The 16,613-nt window shown below is 41.8% G+C and carries 13 protein-coding genes; 1 reads left to right on the forward strand and 12 read right to left on the reverse strand.

Annotated elements, in window-relative coordinates:
* Positions 1-8: 8 nt before the first annotated feature.
* The 12 genes from hisS to LJE12_RS11835 all read right to left on the reverse strand — a co-directional run bounded on the left by hisS (position 9) and on the right by LJE12_RS11835 (position 14,982).
* Positions 9-1,265, reverse strand: coding sequence for a histidine--tRNA ligase (gene hisS / locus LJE12_RS11780; protein WP_055053994.1), 1,257 nt, complete (start codon positions 1,263-1,265; stop codon positions 9-11).
* Positions 1,198-1,860: an HD-GYP domain-containing protein gene (locus LJE12_RS11785; RefSeq protein WP_227226696.1), complete on the reverse strand. Its 663-nt coding sequence runs from the start codon at positions 1,858-1,860 to the stop codon at positions 1,198-1,200. The genes hisS and LJE12_RS11785 overlap by 68 nt, the downstream gene beginning before the upstream one ends.
* A gap of 17 nt (positions 1,861-1,877) precedes the next feature.
* Entirely contained in the window at positions 1,878-3,413 is a 1,536-nt protein-coding gene (gene hemZ / locus LJE12_RS11790) for a coproporphyrinogen dehydrogenase HemZ (RefSeq protein WP_173698167.1), read from the reverse strand.
* Positions 3,385-4,014: an MBL fold metallo-hydrolase gene (locus tag LJE12_RS11795; RefSeq protein WP_022380375.1), complete on the reverse strand. Its 630-nt coding sequence runs from the start codon at positions 4,012-4,014 to the stop codon at positions 3,385-3,387. Before LJE12_RS11795 ends, hemZ begins: the two co-directional genes overlap by 29 nt.
* Positions 4,015-4,078: 64 nt before the next feature.
* Positions 4,079-6,409 (reverse strand): RelA/SpoT family protein, encoded by a 2,331-nt coding sequence (locus LJE12_RS11800; RefSeq protein ID WP_227226695.1) that lies wholly within the window; start codon positions 6,407-6,409, stop codon positions 4,079-4,081.
* Between the two features lie 37 nt (positions 6,410-6,446).
* Positions 6,447-6,971, reverse strand: coding sequence for an adenine phosphoribosyltransferase (locus LJE12_RS11805; RefSeq protein WP_008703730.1), 525 nt, complete (start codon positions 6,969-6,971; stop codon positions 6,447-6,449).
* A gap of 147 nt (positions 6,972-7,118) precedes the next feature.
* Complete coding sequence (gene recJ, locus LJE12_RS11810) at positions 7,119-8,831, reverse strand: single-stranded-DNA-specific exonuclease RecJ (protein ID WP_195280252.1); 1,713 nt, start codon at positions 8,829-8,831, stop codon at positions 7,119-7,121.
* Positions 8,832-8,912: 81 nt separating this feature from the next.
* Positions 8,913-11,321, reverse strand: coding sequence for a protein translocase subunit SecDF (locus LJE12_RS11815; protein ID WP_008703732.1), 2,409 nt, complete (start codon positions 11,319-11,321; stop codon positions 8,913-8,915).
* A gap of 111 nt (positions 11,322-11,432) precedes the next feature.
* Positions 11,433-12,800, reverse strand: coding sequence for a thioether cross-link-forming SCIFF peptide maturase (scfB, locus tag LJE12_RS11820; protein WP_008703733.1), 1,368 nt, complete (start codon positions 12,798-12,800; stop codon positions 11,433-11,435).
* 80 nt (positions 12,801-12,880) lie between these two features.
* Complete coding sequence (gene scfA / locus LJE12_RS11825) at positions 12,881-13,021, reverse strand: six-cysteine ranthipeptide SCIFF (RefSeq protein ID WP_008703734.1); 141 nt, start codon at positions 13,019-13,021, stop codon at positions 12,881-12,883.
* A gap of 73 nt (positions 13,022-13,094) precedes the next feature.
* Complete coding sequence (locus tag LJE12_RS11830; protein WP_055058419.1) at positions 13,095-13,445, reverse strand: TIGR04086 family membrane protein; 351 nt, start codon at positions 13,443-13,445, stop codon at positions 13,095-13,097.
* A gap of 49 nt (positions 13,446-13,494) precedes the next feature.
* Positions 13,495-14,982 (reverse strand): hypothetical protein, encoded by a 1,488-nt coding sequence (locus LJE12_RS11835; protein ID WP_195480954.1) that lies wholly within the window; start codon positions 14,980-14,982, stop codon positions 13,495-13,497.
* 344 nt (positions 14,983-15,326) lie between these two features.
* Between LJE12_RS11835 and LJE12_RS11840 the strand changes: the two genes are divergently transcribed.
* Entirely contained in the window at positions 15,327-16,610 is a 1,284-nt protein-coding gene (locus LJE12_RS11840) for an HlyC/CorC family transporter (RefSeq protein WP_022380371.1), read from the forward strand.
* Positions 16,611-16,613 lie beyond the last annotated feature (3 nt).

The following is a 16,613-nucleotide window of genomic DNA, read 5'->3' on the forward strand; positions in this document are numbered from 1 at the left end:
ACGAATTATTACATTCTGTCTTTAAAGAATTCTACAAACTCTGTATAGCCCTCTGCTGTCATCTGATCTTTCTGGAATTTCTTATTCTTCTTCATAATAGAAATATTGATCTGTGTTCCGGCATTACGCTCTTCCTGAGCCTGTTTCAGAATCGTCAGCATCTTGTCTGCCGGCATATTCTTCTCGATAAGATATGCTTTCTTACCATTCTTTGTCGGGATTTCATAATTTCTCTCAAGAAGAAGCATTACGATTCTCTCGAATCCAATTGAAAATCCGCAGGCAGATGTATTGTTTCCTGTAAATTTACCGATCATCTCATCATAGCGTCCACCGCCGCCTACGCTGCCGCCAAACTCATCCATAGAGATTTCAAAAATCGGTCCTGTATAATAAGACATTCCACGTACCAAAGTCGGATCGAAAGACATCTTAAAATCTGCTGTCTTAACAGAATCTACAGTAGAAATGATTGTTTCAAGGTCCTCAGCAACCTTTGGATCCAGAACATCTTTTAATTTCTCTTTGCAGTAACGAACACCCTCAATGTCAGAAGTGATCTCTTTGAAAAGTCCAAGATAAGTATCAATGCTCTCTTTTGCAAATCCTTCCTTCTCCAGTTCTTCTGCAACACCTTCCAGACCAATCTTGTCCATCTTGTCCAGAATGATAAACACAGTGTCAAAGCTTTCCTGTGGGAATCCACTGTACTGCGCCATCGCTTTTAAGATTTTTCTGTCGTTGATGCGAATCGTAAAGTTATGAAAATCCAGCTTTCCGAGCAACGTTGTGGTAGCAAGAACCAGTTCGATCTCAGCCAGATAAGTAGACTCACCCAGAATATCAATATCACACTGCATAAACTGACGGAAACGTCCTCTCTGCGGTCTGTCTGCTCTCCACACATTACCCATCTGAAGTGCCTTAAAAGGAGCCGGAAGCTCATTTGCGTTGTTGGAATAATATCTGGAAAGCGGCACAGTCAGATCGTAGCGAAGTCCGGAGTCAACCAGATCACTTTCTTTCTCTGCTTCCGCAAGTTTCAGTTTCTCCCCACGTTTCAGGATCTTGAAAATAAGTTTCTCATTCTCTCCGCCCTGTTTACTGGAAAGATTTTCAATATGCTCCACACATGGTGTCTCTATAGATGAAAAGCCAAATGTTCCGTATGTTTCACGAATCATGTTCATCACATAATTACGGATTTCCATCTCTTTTGGTAAAATGTCCTTCATACCGGTTACCGGTTTCTTCTTTAATGCCATGTTGTCCTCCTCTTTTATAAAAATTCTGCCCGTCTCCATTATGAACCACTCTCTGAAACGCAAGAAAAACCTGCATATCAAAATTTTTTACTTCATCAATCATCAACTCCATAACTGAAGAAATATCAAATCCTCTTCTGTATGGTCTGTCAGAGATCAATGCTGCATATACATCGCAGACTCTGAGTATCCGGGCACCTATGGGTATGTCATCACCTGCTTTATTGGACGGATATCCACTGCCATCATAATTCTCATGATGGTACAGGATACTCTCCAATACAAAATCCGAATATCCCTGCCCTTTAAGTTCCTCATATCCCAATGTAGAATGCATCCGGACATACTTCAGTTCCTCGATCACCAGAGGATCCTGCTCCTGTCCGTTAATATAACTTGTCAGCTTCAGCTTTCCTATATCATGGAGCATTCCTGCTATTGCAAGCTCATAGCACTGTTCATGCGGCAGTTCCATCTCCTCTGCAACCGCATAAGCCAGATTACTTACCAGCATTCCATGATGCAGTTCAGAAGCAAGGTCAAATTCCAGGATCCTCTGCTGTGAACCTGCCGCTGTCTTTTGTACTGTGTCCAAAATGTTACCTCCACATCCTACAGCCAGGTAGCTATTGCTGTCCGTTTTCTCTCGATCATCTCATCAATGCGGGAAATATAATTAGAAACGTCTTTTACATTCTCCACACGTTCAATTCTCTGTCCATGGTCAAAGACCAGCTTGGAAGAACCGCCTGCCCCCAGTGCGATGATAGGCTGTTTTTCCTCCATAATCAGTATATTGTAAATTCCCGCTTTGTCAACCTTTGCATAGCCAACATTTTCAAAATTTCCCTTCATATTCTTCTGTCTGTACAGATAATAAGGACCCATTCCCATTTCATACGCAGTTTTCATGGTCAGATCCATAATTTCCTGATTATTCTCAAAAGACATTTCCTGATATTTCTCTTTAAAAATATTCAGCCTTGCTGCACGTTTCACTGCCAGTGAATGTACGGTAATACTGTCCGGTGCCAGTTCACGAACCTGTTCAAGAGTCCGCTCTACCATGTGAATATCCTCACCCGGAAGACCTACGATCAGATCCATGTTAATGTTATCGTATCCCAGCTCTCGTGCCAGATGAAACGCTTCTTTTGTCTGCTCCACAGTATGTCTGCGGCCGATAATATCCAGGGTTTCCTGATTCATAGTCTGTGGATTTACGGAAATTCTTGTTACCGGATACTCCCTGATCGCCATCAGCTTTTCACGTGTAATACTGTCCGGTCTGCCGGCTTCCACAGTAAACTCTGCCAGTCCTTCATAGCCAAAAGCTTCTCCCACTGTATCCAGGAGCTTACGGATCTGATGTGGAAGCAGTGTAGTCGGGGTACCGCCGCCAATATAGATGGTGTCCAGTTTTCTTCCCTTCATCATAAGAGCAGTCTCTCTTACCTCCCGGCAGAGAGCTTCCACATATTCATCTGTTCTCTTCTCCCACACTTTCAGCGGATAGGAGCTGAAGGAACAATACAGACAGATACTTGGGCAAAACGGGATTCCAATATAAAGGCTATATCCATTTTCATAGTCAATATCCTTCAGAATCTCTCTTTCCCTGTTTGCAATAGTGATGGCAAGCGCTGTTTTCTGCGGACTTACCAGATATCTCTCACGCATCTCCCGGGCTGCTTCCGTATTTTTCATTCCGGATTCGATCATTCCCATTGCCAGTTTGGCAGGACGTATTCCTGTCAGATTTCCCCATGGAAGAGTTCTGCCCGTCAGTTTTACCAACAACTGATACAGAGCATATTTGATATTATCTTTATTCTCTTTTCTCAGAGCATGAGCATCCTGTATTCCACAGCCTGCATTCTCTTTAGAAAGTATGTCTGCGGAAATTACCCCTTTTTGCTCTGTTTCCTGTTTCGACAGATTCTCTGTCCTTTCGTATTTTATGATATAACTGTCATTATCCTGTTCCACACTGAAGCGGAGGTCATACTCTGCTTCAGCATTTTCATAAAGAGTATGTATCTCCGCTTCGGGATAAAACGCTTTGATCAGTTCATAAACATCATGTTCAAAATCTCTGTTCTCAAACAGAATGCCTATTTTACACAAATGGATTATACCTCTTTTCATAACCAATAGTGGTAGATGCATCATGTCCGGGGAAAACCTCGGTCTCTTCAGGAAGCGAATCTACCAGTTTATGGAGACTTCTCACGATTTCTGCTGTACTTCCACCCGGAAAATCCGTTCTTCCAACAGAGCCATAGAACACTGTATCACCGCTGAACAATACACCTTCATCTTTCAGATAATAACAGCAGCTTCCTTTGGTATGTCCCGGTGTATGGATCATCTGAACGGAAAATCCCGCCAGTCTGATAACATCCAGATCCTCCAGAAATACATCCGGCACAATAGAACATCCCTGTCCATAATGTACAGTCATATTGATTGAAGGTTCGCGGAGCATCTCCTCTTCCTGACGACAGGCATAAATCGGAATATTATATTTCTCCTTTACTGCCTGTGCAGCCAGAATGTGATCAAAATGTCCATGGGTAAGAAGAATTGCCACCGGTTTTCCATTCATCCGGGAAATCTTCATTTCAATCTTCTCCGGACAATCTGCGGGATCAACAATGATCAGTTCTCCGGTTTCTTTATTCTTAAGGAGATAGCAATTTGTATATACAGGTCCTAATATACATTTCTGTAATTCTAAATTCTTCATGTTATTCCTTTCTGTCAATCTGCAGCAGTTCCATAAAATAATGTTCCAGCAGATTTTTCCATGATCAGCCTGTAGTTCTCTCTACGTCAATGACACTCTCTACCTGACGGATCTTCTCGATCAGGGAACGCAGTTCCTCTTTGCTTCCAATCTCAAAACTCATGGAAATAGTTGCCTTCTCCTGCTTGCTTGTACGGCTGTTGATACTTCGCAGGTCGATCTTACGTTCTGTAAATATTTTAGAAAGATCCACAAGAAGCCCTGTACGGTTATTTGCATAAACCTGAATCTCAGCCATATACTTCTCTTTTTCCTTGGTATCAGGCTGCTGCCACTCTGCCTCAATCAGTCGTGTCCTGTCTGTCTCAGACATATTCAGCACATTGACACAATCTGTACGATGAATTGTGATTCCACGTCCTCTTGTAACAAAGCCTACAATCTCATCACCCGGGATTGGATTACAACACTTGGAAAAACGGACTGCCACATCATGGATTCCTTTTACCACAATGCCGCTCTTGCTCTTGGCAATGTGAAGCTTCTCCTGTGTCTCAGAAGCAGCCTCAAGAACCTGCTCATCTGTCAGATTCTTCTTATTTTCCTTATCATAAGCCTCTACCAGCTTATTGAAAACCTGACCTTCTTTCAATCCGCCATGACCAATTGCAGCAAGTACTGAATCCCAGTCCCTGAAACCATATTTACGCAAAACGGCCTCCAGATACTGGGTTTTTGTATAATTTGTGATCTTAAACCCCTTTGCACGCGCATACTGCGCAAGCATCTCCTTGCCCTTAAGGATATTATCTTCTTTTAATTCCTTCTTGAACCACTGGTTAATCTTGTTCTTTGCCTGCGTACTCTTAACCATTTTCAGCCAGTCGCGGCTTGGTCCCTGAGAGTTCTGGGAAGTAATGATCTCAATACGGTCACCGTTTTTGATCTCATATTCAATCGGAACCAGCTTACCGTTAACTCTGGCACCTACCATCTTATTTCCGACTGCACTGTGAACACTGTACGCAAAATCCACCGGTGTAGAACCGCTTGGAAGTGTTTTAACATCTCCCTGTGGAGTGAAACAGTAAACACTGTCCGCAAAAAGATCCAGGTCATTCTTCAGAAGACTCATGAATTCTTTGTTATCAGACATGTCTCTCTGCCATTCCAGAATCTGACGCAGCCAGTTCAGTTTCTCTTCCTCACTCTTACCTACAGGAGCCTTTCCGTCAGACGACTCCTTATATTTCCAGTGTGCAGCGATACCATATTCTGCAGTTCTATGCATTTCATAAGTACGGATCTGGATTTCAAAGGGCTGTCCGTTGGGTCCGATCAATGTGGTATGCAATGACTGATACATATTGGGTTTCGGCATGGCAATATAATCTTTAAACCGTCCCGGAATTGGCTTATACATCTCATGGATCACACCAAGGGCAGCATAACAATCCTTCACTGTATCTACAAGAATACGGACAGCAAATAAATCATAAATCTGATCAATAGTCTTATCCTGATTTACCATCTTCTTGTAGATGCTGAAAAAGTGTTTTACACGTCCGTCCACCTGCGCCTTAATATTGGCATCATCCATATGTTTCTTAACTTCTTTTACAATCGCACCTACAAACTGTTCTCTCTCGCTTTTACGCAGGGCAACCTTATGCACCAGGTCATAATATACATCCGGCTTAAGGTATTTCAGCGACAGGTCATCCAGCTCTACCTTTATCTTGGAAATACCCAGACGCATGGCAATAGGAGCATAAATATCCATGGTCTCTCTGGCCTTTTCCTGCTGCTTTTCAGGACGCATATACTGTAAGGTACGCATATTATGAAGACGGTCTGCAAGCTTGATCAGAATAACTCTGATATCCTTAGCCATGGCAAGAAACATCTTTCTGAGGTTCTCTGCCTGAACTTCTACTTTATCCGCAGAATAAGATAACTGTCCCAGCTTGGTAACACCATCCACAAGAAGTGCAACCTCTGAACCAAATTCCTTCTCCACTTCCTCATAGGTCATCCAGGTATCTTCAACTGCATCATGAAGAAGACCTGCAACTATCGTTTCTTTGTCAAGTTCCAGATCTGCCAGAATGATGGCAACACACAAAGGATGAATGATATATGGCTCTCCAGACTTTCTCTTCTGTCCTTCATGAGCTTCACTTGCAACCTTATATGCCTTCTCTATCATGGAAATATCTGTTGATGGATGATACTTCAGAACACTGTTTATCAGTTCTTTATAAAGCACCTCCGGACTTGTAAAATCATGCATGGTCTTTACTGCCGCATCTGCCCTCTTTACAGATTCCAGCTTCTCTTTTTCAACCTGCATTTCATCTTTTTTTGCTTCTGTACTTTTTGTTATCTCTGTCATATGCTCCCACCTGCCTGTCCTGCACAATCAGCTGTGCTTATTTACCATCATAACAAATTACGGACGCTACATCATACCCATTCAGTCTTTCGCGTCCCTTTAAACCTGCAAGTTCCATGAGAAATACAACCTTGACAACCTCACCGCCAAGCTGTTCCACCAGCTTGATCGCTGCTTCGATCGTACCGCCTGTTGCGATCAGATCATCAACGATAACCACTTTCTGACCTGGTTTTATGGAATCTTTATGCATTTCAATCTCTGCACTGCCATATTCCAGATCATAGCTTACAGATACTGTTTCGCGGGGAAGTTTGCCTTTTTTACGAATCGGTACAAATGGTTTATGAAGATTATATGCGATCGGTACACCAAAGATAAAGCCTCTGGACTCTGTTCCTGCAATCACGTCCACATCTATATCCTTAAGACAGTCCTGCATGGAGTCGATTGCCAGCTGCAGGCCATCCGCATCCTGCAGAACACTTGTAATATCTCTGAAAATAATCCCCGGTTCAGGAAAATCCGGTATACTTAATACATAATCTTCAATTTTCTTCATTTTATTTCTCCTCCAGTGTGTGTTATATTGCTGTTCGCTCATAAATATTTTATAGTATATCACCTTTTTATTTCAGAATCAAGTTACTGTTAAGCCCTGACATTTGTATTTCCAGGCTTACCGGCGGTTACAAAACAGGCGGTAATATTAACAGTAATTCTGAATAATGATCTGGAGACTCTCTCGTCCCCTGAATCTGTTGATCTCCGGATAATAAGTAACAGAAATACTGTCTTTTTCCCTGATGAAGTTCACAAAATCCTCTGCTTCTCCGAAATAAATGCCTTCCACTGAAATCCCCTGCGGATCGAGAAGTTTTAATTTTAGTACATTTTTATTTTTCCCGATAATACTGTAATCAAGCACTCTGAGATTTTTCTGTGCAAAGACCGGTTTTGTATTCCCTTTTCCAAAGGGTTCCAGAAGCGAAATCTGTTCTACCAGTTCTTTTGTAATATAAGACACAGGCATCGGCACATCAATCACGATCTTAGGACGCAATTCTTCGTCCGTCAACGTACAGTTGACATTGAGGCGTCTCCGGAATTCTTCTATATTTTTTTCTTCTATAGAAAGACCTGCTGCCATCGGATGACCTCCAAACTGTATCATCAGGTCTGCACATTTTACCAGTTCTTCATACATAGAGTAACTTTCTATTGATCTTCCACTTCCTTTTGCACTTGTCTCACCGCCCGTCAATACAAAGGCAGGCCTGTGATATTTTTCCCTGATCCTGCCTGCTATAATACCGGCAAGACTTTCATGACAATCTGGAAGATAAACTACCAGTACTCTGTCATTTTTCAGCTCTGTAGTCTCTATGATCCGGATTGCCTCTTCTTTTCCTTTCTCAGTGAGAGCTTTTCGGCTCTGATTAAGAGCTGTAAGATCTCCGGCAAGCCTTGCTGCTTCTTCCTTTGTTTTTGCATTGAGAAGTGCAAGAGAACGGGCAGCTGTATCCAGTCTTCCACTGGCATTGATACATGGTCCCAGCACAAATCCGATATGATAAGCTGTGATTTTAGCATCTTCCAGAGAATTTGCTCGGATCAGTTCCTGCAATCCTTGATTTTTGGTATTTCTCAGACGGTACAGTCCTTCTTTTACCAGAATCCTGTTCTCTCCCTGAAGATCCATAACATCTCCTACTGTTGCAATAGCCGCCAGTTCATAATAATCTTCCAGTTCCTCTGCCGGAACACCAAATCTCTCGTAAAGTGCTGCAATATATTTAAAGGCCACCACTGCCCCACACAGGTTTTTATTCGGGTATGGACAATCATATTGTTTCGGATTCAAAATCGCATCTGCCGGCGGAAGCACCATCTGGCGTTCTCCCTTTTCCTCCCTGTAAGGAACCTCATGATGATCTGTAATAATCACTGTCATTCCCTTATCCTTTGCCATCTGGATTTCAGCAGCCGCAGCAATTCCATTATCACAGGTCACGATCGTATCGATCCGGTCCGTTTCCGCTCTTTCTATAAGATGTGCATGAATCCCATATCCGTCTGCAACTCTGTCCGGAATATAAGTATCCACATCTGCTCCGATCCTCGCAAGACCTTTCATTAAAATGTATGTAGAGGTCACACCATCAATATCATAATCACCAATAATACGGACTTTTGCTTTCTGCGATATTTTTTTCTCCAGGATATCTACAGCTTTTTCCATATCCTTCATCAGCCAGGGAGAAGGAAGCTCTTGTACTGTTCCTGACAGATACTCTCTTATCTTATCTTCTCCGATCACATCTCTGTTCCTGATCAGTCTCGCAATCACCGGATCAATATGAAACTGTTGACCGATCTGGTTAAAATCTGCTCTTTTTGCTGCTATTACCCATTTCTCCATATATTTTCTCTCCTCATAAAAATATCCCGGAGTTTTACCCCGGGATATTTCTGTCTGCCTGTTTTTCAGACAATTATTGTTTTATTCAGCATCATCATTCTGCTGTTTTTTAGCTGCTTCTTCGGCAGCCAGACGTTCAGCTACTCTTTTTCTGTTTTTCTTCTTTGGCTGAGTCGGATCTTTCTGTGATACATCACGTGCTTTCTTCGGCTTTGAAGAGGACTTTGCAGATGCGGAGGCTGCAGCAATTGCCGGCTGTCCTTTTCCTGCAAATTTCTTTTTCATCACATACCACAACGCACCTGTAATACATACAGAAGAATATGCACCGACAAGAACACCAACCATCAGAGGTGCTGCAAATTCACGGATAGAAGAAACACCCATGATATAAAGAACAGCTACCATAACAAAAGTTGTAAAAGAGGTATAAATACTTCTTGTAAGAGTCTGGGTGATACTTGTGTTTACAATTTCTGCCAGTTTTTCTCTGGAACCACTGTGAAGGTTCTCACGTATACGGTCAAAAATAACGATTGTAGCATTGATAGAATAACCTACGATCGTAAGCATGCAGGCAATAAATGTATTACCGACAGATACTCTGGCAATAGCATAGAATGCAAGTACAACCAGAACATCATGCAGAAGCGCCAATACCGCACTGCTTGCAAAACGGATGTCTTTAAATCTGAACCAGATATAAAGAAGCATACAGATTGTAGCTACTATAACGGCTACGATCGCATCACGACGCATTTCACTACTTACTGTAGAAGAAATACTTTCTGTGGAAATCGTGCTGTCATCTACACCAAATTTCTCAACCAGTGCACTCTGCAGAGCTTCACGTTCGCTCTGATTCAGAGAACGTGTCTTGATCACAACCTGATTTGTTCCGACTACCTTTGTAGGCTGAACATTTTTATCTCCTGTCACCTCTTCTACAACAGGAGTTACTTCAGAATCAATGGTCTTAATATCCATATCTTCATTAAATGTAACAGTTGTAGAAGTACCGCCTGAGAACTCAAGGCTGTAATTTAACGCTTTGTTTCCTGCATGCGAATTAGCAAACATCGCTGCCGGACCGCAGAGGATCAGGATAATGGAAATAGCAAAAAATACTTTCTTCTTTCCAAGGAAATCAACTGCCTTACGTTCTTTTGCAGATCCGTAGAATTTCGGATCACGTACACCAACTGCATAAAGTGCATTTACAATCAGTCTGGATACAACCAGTGCTGTAAACATGGAGATCACGATACCAAGGGCAAGTGTATAAGCAAATCCCTTAACAGTACCTGAACCAAGCCACATCAGCACAAAGGCTGCGATCAGCGTTGTAATATTTCCATCAAAGATTGCAGAGAAAGCTTTGCTGAAACCGGACTTAATAGAATTCCTTACTGAAACTCCTGCACCAATTTCCTCTCTGATTCGGGCATAAATAATAACATTGGCATCCACCGCCATACCGATACCAAGGATAATACCCGCAATACCCGGAAGAGTAAGAGTAATATCAAAGGCATTCAGCGTGATCAGCATTAATGATGTATAAAGAATCAGTGCGATACCTGCAACTACACCAGGTACGCGGTATGCAATGATCATAAAGATAATAACGATGATCAGACCGATCGCACCTGCAAGAACACTTGTAGAGATTGCTTCTTCACCAAGCTGTGCAGCTACAACACTGGAACGAAGTTCTTCCAGTTCCAGTCCCAGAGAACCGATACGGATATAAGAAGCAAGGTTCTGTGCTTCTTCCAGGTCAGACATTCCGCTGATCTGTGCTTTTCCGCCGGAAATCTCTTCATTTACATTCGGAGCACTGATAATGTTATTGTCATAGACGATAGCGATCTGCTTGCCTACATTATTCTTTGTAGCTTCTGCAAATTTTGTTTTACCACTGTTTTCTCCATCAGAAGTAAGAGTAAGACTTACCACATATTCCTTTGCACTTGTGTTCTGATTCTGGATCGCACCACCCTGGGCATCTGCTACATCAGAACCTTCCAGAACAACACTTCCGGATTCCTTGATCTCATCCATAGTTCTGGAGAGAACATATCCATCCTGTCCTGTAGTAAAGTTCTGGTTTCCGTCAGCATCTTCTTTTGTGATGAAATACAGGGAACCTGGTTTACCCAGATCATTCAAAATAGTATCTGCATCTGTAACACCAGGAATTTCAACTGTAATACGGTCTGATCCTTCCTGGTATACCTGAGCCTCAGTACTGTACTGCTCTACACGCTTCTGAAGCTTGTAGATCGTATCTGACATCTCTTCGCTTGTCGGATTGCTCTCCTTAGCCTGGTAGGTAATGCTGACACCACCGGCAAGATCAAGACCCGTGTTGATATGTTTTGCTGCACCGGTTCCGGTAGGACCGATACCTACGGCTGCAGTAAAGCAAAAGAACACAGTCAGGATCAGTGTCAAAAGCAGCACTACGATTCCTTTACTTTTCTTCATAGTTCTTTTCCCTTCTTGATTTTTTGTCCGCGGTCATGTTCATCCGCCTGCCAGCCATTTTCTGTTATGATAACAGCCGACGGCGGTATCAGTCAGACAGATTACTGCCCACTAATCACATGCCAGTGCGGCTTTTATCATGATGGCGCACTCCACACGTTTTCTCTGGAGTTCGCATCCGATTTCATAATTGCCTTTGATATCTCCCTGGAAATGGAATGCATTTGCCGCACATCCGCCACTACAGTAGAAACGTGCGAAGCAGTCTTTGCAGTCTTTCTTTGTGTAAACGTTGCATCCGCCGAATTCCTTCTGGATTTCCGGCTTTGTGATGCCTTCGTCTACATTTCCCATGAGATACTGTTCTTCACCAACAAACTGGTGACATGGGTAAAAATCACCCCAGGGTGTTACAGCCAGGTACTCTGTTCCTGAACCGCAGCCTGACAGTCTCTTGTATACGCAAGGGCCACCTGTAAGGTCGATCATAAAATGGAAGAAGTTAAATCCTTTTCCCTCTTTCTCTCTTTTAATCATTTCTTTTGCAAGAGTATCATACTCTTCCATGATCTGGGGGATATCCTCCTCGCGGATCGCATATTCCTCCGTATCAGCCGCAACTACAGGCTCTACAGAAATCTGTTTGAATCCAAGATCTGCCAGATGAAGCACATCCTTGGAGAAATCAAGATTATGGTGGGTAAAAGTACCTCTTACATAATACTTGTCCTGATTTCTGGATTCTGCAAACTTCTGGAACTTCGGCATGATCAGGTCATAGCTTCCTGCACCTTTTCTGAATGGACGCATGTAGTCATGTACTTCCTTACGTCCGTCCACACTCAGTACAACGTTGCCCATCTCTTTATTGCAGAACTCCATTACTTCATCATTCAGAAGAACTCCGTTTGTTGTTAAAGTGAAACGGAATTTCTTATTGTGAAGCTTTTCCTGCTCTCTGCCATATTTTACCAGATCTTTTACAACCTGCCAGTTCATCAGCGGCTCGCCGCCAAAGAAATCTACTTCCAGGTTTTTTCTGGAACCGGAGTTCGCAATCAGGAAATCAAGAGCTTTTTTGCCGACTTCATAGGACATAAGAGCTCTTCTGCCATGATATTCGCCTTCTTCGGCAAAACAATAACGGCAGGCCAGATTGCAGTCATGAGCAATGTGCAGGCACAATGCTTTTACAACGGTCTGCCGGTTATTTGAAAATTCTTCAATTACATTCTCATAAACATCTTTTGTAAAAAGCATTCCATCTTCTTTCAGCTTATTACATTCTCTTACAGATGTCTCAATATCTTCTCTGTTATATTTGTTTTCCAGTTTCTCTGCAATAGCTTCTGTGCCAAGGCCCTCTTCCAGATATGGAAGAACCTCATATGTAACCTCATCTACCAGATGGATGCATCCACTGTTGATATCCAGTACAATATTAAAGCCATTGCTTTTATAACGGTGAATCAGACTCATTTTACTAAAATCCTTTCTAAGCGTAAGATAAGCAGCGGAATAAAAGTTCCGCTGCTTATCTCATTTCTCCATAGCTGATCTTATTTCTGCTCGCAGCTCTGGTTTCCTACTGTACAGGAAGTTTTACATGCGGACTGGCAGGAAGTCTGGCACTCGCCACATCCACCTTTTTTTACAGTATTCTGTAAATTCTTTGTATTCAGGGTTTTGATATGTTCCATAACTCTATCCTCCTTATGTAATTATATTCTTGGCATAGTATATCATATATCTTTTCATTTTAAAAGCTTTTTTTTACGACAGCATTCCACCCAGTGTTCCGCCGCCTGTGCACATAAAAAATGTTGTAACTGCATGAGCTGCACTCATATCCCAGCCGCCTTTTGCCATAATAGAGACAGTCAACAGTAATACATAGTAAGCCAGACCTGTGATAACACCCCACAGATATTTGTCTTTACGCACAATTTTGCCGGCCATAAAGCCTCCCATGAAACATGCAAGTACATAAATTATAATAATACCCGCATCTACAGCTGTTTCTCCCAGATCAAAAGCAAACAGTACCAGGGCCAAAAGCAGTAATGCCACTCCTGTTAATGCATATGCAAATAATAGTGATTTCAAAATTGCTCTGACTTTCATTGCTTCCCCTCCTGTTAAACTATATGGGGGAGGAATCAGTGTTATTCTTTTATTTCTTTCTCTTTTTTATAAATACAGCCACACCGGCGATCACTGCAGCTGCCACAAACAGTATCACAAACGGCATAATTGATGTTGTATCTCCGGTATTTACTGTATTGTTATTTTTCACAGCTTTATTTTCCGTTGAATTATCATTCTGATCAGAAGAAGAACCATTATTGCTGTCAGAACTGTCATTCACAGATACTGTATTGTTCTTTCCGGAATCAGAGCTCTGACTGTCGGAGGAAGCCGGTGCAGGAGTTACCGCATCTGTGTCGTCCGTATCATTCCCTGCATCAGGTCCTACTAATTGTCTGCTTCCTGCAATTCCAAATGGACTGAAAGAATGTGTGCTGAATACCATAATACCATTCTCTACACTCGGAATAATCGTCTCAGTTGCCCCGTTATCCAGGAGATGTTCGATAGTATACTGATATCCGGATTTTACCGGCACAGTGACACTGATATAATCTCCATTAGGGATCTCATATTCTATATTATTCTTAAGATCCCAGAGTTCAAATTCATAAGACTGGAAAATCATTGCATCTGATTCATTGGTAAACTGATAGCTGTCACCGCTTGAAACTCTGAACTGTACATACCATGGAAGATTAACTCCGCTTACTGTAATACCGTCGCAGGTATGATTAAGTGCGGCCCTCTCTTCTTTTTCTTCATCAGAAAGAGAATCCTCTGCATCTGTAGGACGGTCATCCTTATCGTCCGGCAGAACAGGATTATCAAAGATATTATCACCTGCGCCATCTTCATCATCTTTCTTCGTATCTTCTTTATCCTGTGTCATATCATCTGCAGGTTCCAGCTTACCGGTAGTTTCTGTATCTTTATCCGTCTTATCTGCATTGCTGTTATTATCTTTGTTGTTTTTATTATCTGTTTTATCTTCTTCAATCTTACTCTCCTCATTGTCTGTATCAGTTTTATTATCCTGATCTGATTTACTTTCCTTATCTTCTTTATTGTCTGTATCAGCGTTTTCATCTGCGGCAGGTTTTTCTGACGAAGTTTCAGGCGTTTCTGTTGGATCTGTTTTACCTGAGCCTTCTGTCTTATCAACATTATCACCATCCGTAATACTGTTCACTATTACATTGATGTAACCGACAACCGCGCCGCTCTCCGGATCCCATCCATCCACATGGCTTAAATCCTGCCCTTCTGCCGGTATAAGAAGTACCTCACAGCTCTGTACACGCTGTGCAGGAACGAAACTTCCATCTGCCCATTCAAAAGTTCCATATTCCGTTGCCGGAAGTTCTACATCCGCAAGTTCTACAGGCTTATCAAGCGTAATGTTGTCCGGGATCAGAGAAGACACAGTATTCTCCTGTGACTCAGCCGCACTGACCTGTCTTGTTACACCCGGTATATTATTTCCTGCAATCAAAGCCGCTGTTAAAGCCGCTGCCGCAAAAATACCCGTTCCTTTTAATTTATTTTTTCTTATTCTTATATTATTGGACATATCGCACCTCTATATTTATATTCGATTCTTATGTTTCCTGATAATCATTTTTTTACTTTCAGCCAAATATCAGTTCTCTTTTTACGTAATACAATAATATTACATATCTGTATATTATCAAACTTTTATCATTTTGTAAATATTCTGTAATGTTTTTTTTCATTTTAATCGAGTGAATTATAACACAAATCTTACTTTTTCGACAGTCCTCTTTTAAATTTTTTTATACTATCTTTGAACCAAAAGCTTTTTCTTGATTTTTTATATGAAATCATGTATATTTTGCTTAAATGTTTTATGATATGATTCAATCAATAAAGATAATCAAAAGGAGTGAATAAATCTTGGATTCAAGTATTGCCTTTCAGGCGGTGGCGATTCTGATACTGATCGCACTTTCTTCATTTTTTTCTTCTGCGGAAACCGCTATGACAACCGTAAATAAGATTCGGATACAGTCTCTTGCCGAGCAGGGTAACAAACGTGCTGTTATTCTGGAAAAAATAATTTCCAATTCCCCAAAGATGCTCAGTACCGTATTAATCGGAAACAACATTGTAAATATGTCTGTTTCTTCTCTCATGACTACACTCACCATAAAGATTCTGGGAAACGCATATGTAGGAATCACAACCGGCATCCTGACTCTGCTGATTCTCATTTTCGGTGAGATAACCCCCAAAAACCTGGCAACAATCCATGCTGAAAAATTGTCCCTGGCCTATTCAAGAATAATATACGGACTTATGATTCTCCTTACTCCCGTTGTTTTCATTGTAAATAAAATAACAGAAGGTGTACTGGTCATTCTGCATGTTAACCCGGACGAAAAGGCAAATGCCATGACTGAACATGAACTGCGTACTCTCGTCAATGTAGGTGAAAAAGACGGCGTCATTGAAAACGAAGAAAAACAGATGATCTACAATGTGTTTGATTTTGGCGATTCAACTGCAAAAGATGTCATGATTCCCAGAATCGACATGACCTTTATAGATATCAATTTTTCCTATGATGAACTTATGGCGGTCTTCAGTGAAGATATGCATACCCGTTTTCCGGTTTATGAGGACAACACTGATAACGTAATCGGTATTATCAATATGAAAGATCTTCTTGTTTATCCAAAGGACAAACCTTTTTCAATCCGCAACATCCTGCGTGAGCCTTATTTTACCTATGAATACAAAGCTACAGCAGACCTGATGATCGAAATGCGTAAAGCATCCGTCAATCTGGCAATCGTTCTGGACGAATACGGTGCCACAGCCGGTCTGGTCACATTGGAAGACCTGTTGGAAGAGATCGTAGGTGAGATTCGCGACGAATACGATGAGGATGAAGTCGAAGATATTAAAGAAATCCAGCCTGAAAGAGAATATGTTGTTCAGGGTTCTGCCAAGCTGGATGATATCAACGAAGCCCTCCATATTAATCTGGAATCTGAAGATTATGATTCTATTGGCGGATATATTATTGAACAGCTTGACTGCCTTCCCAAAGAGGGTCAGTCTGTCACACTTGAAAGTGGCATCCGCCTGGTTGTTGACCGTCTGGACAAAAACAGAATCGAACTTGTCCACATCTGGCTTCCCGAGAAGAAAACCGAAACAGAAGAACAGCCGTAACTG

This window comes from Blautia sp. DFI.6.71 (assembly GCF_020593585.1).
In the GTDB taxonomy this organism is placed as follows: domain Bacteria; phylum Bacillota; class Clostridia; order Lachnospirales; family Lachnospiraceae; genus Blautia_A; species Blautia_A wexlerae.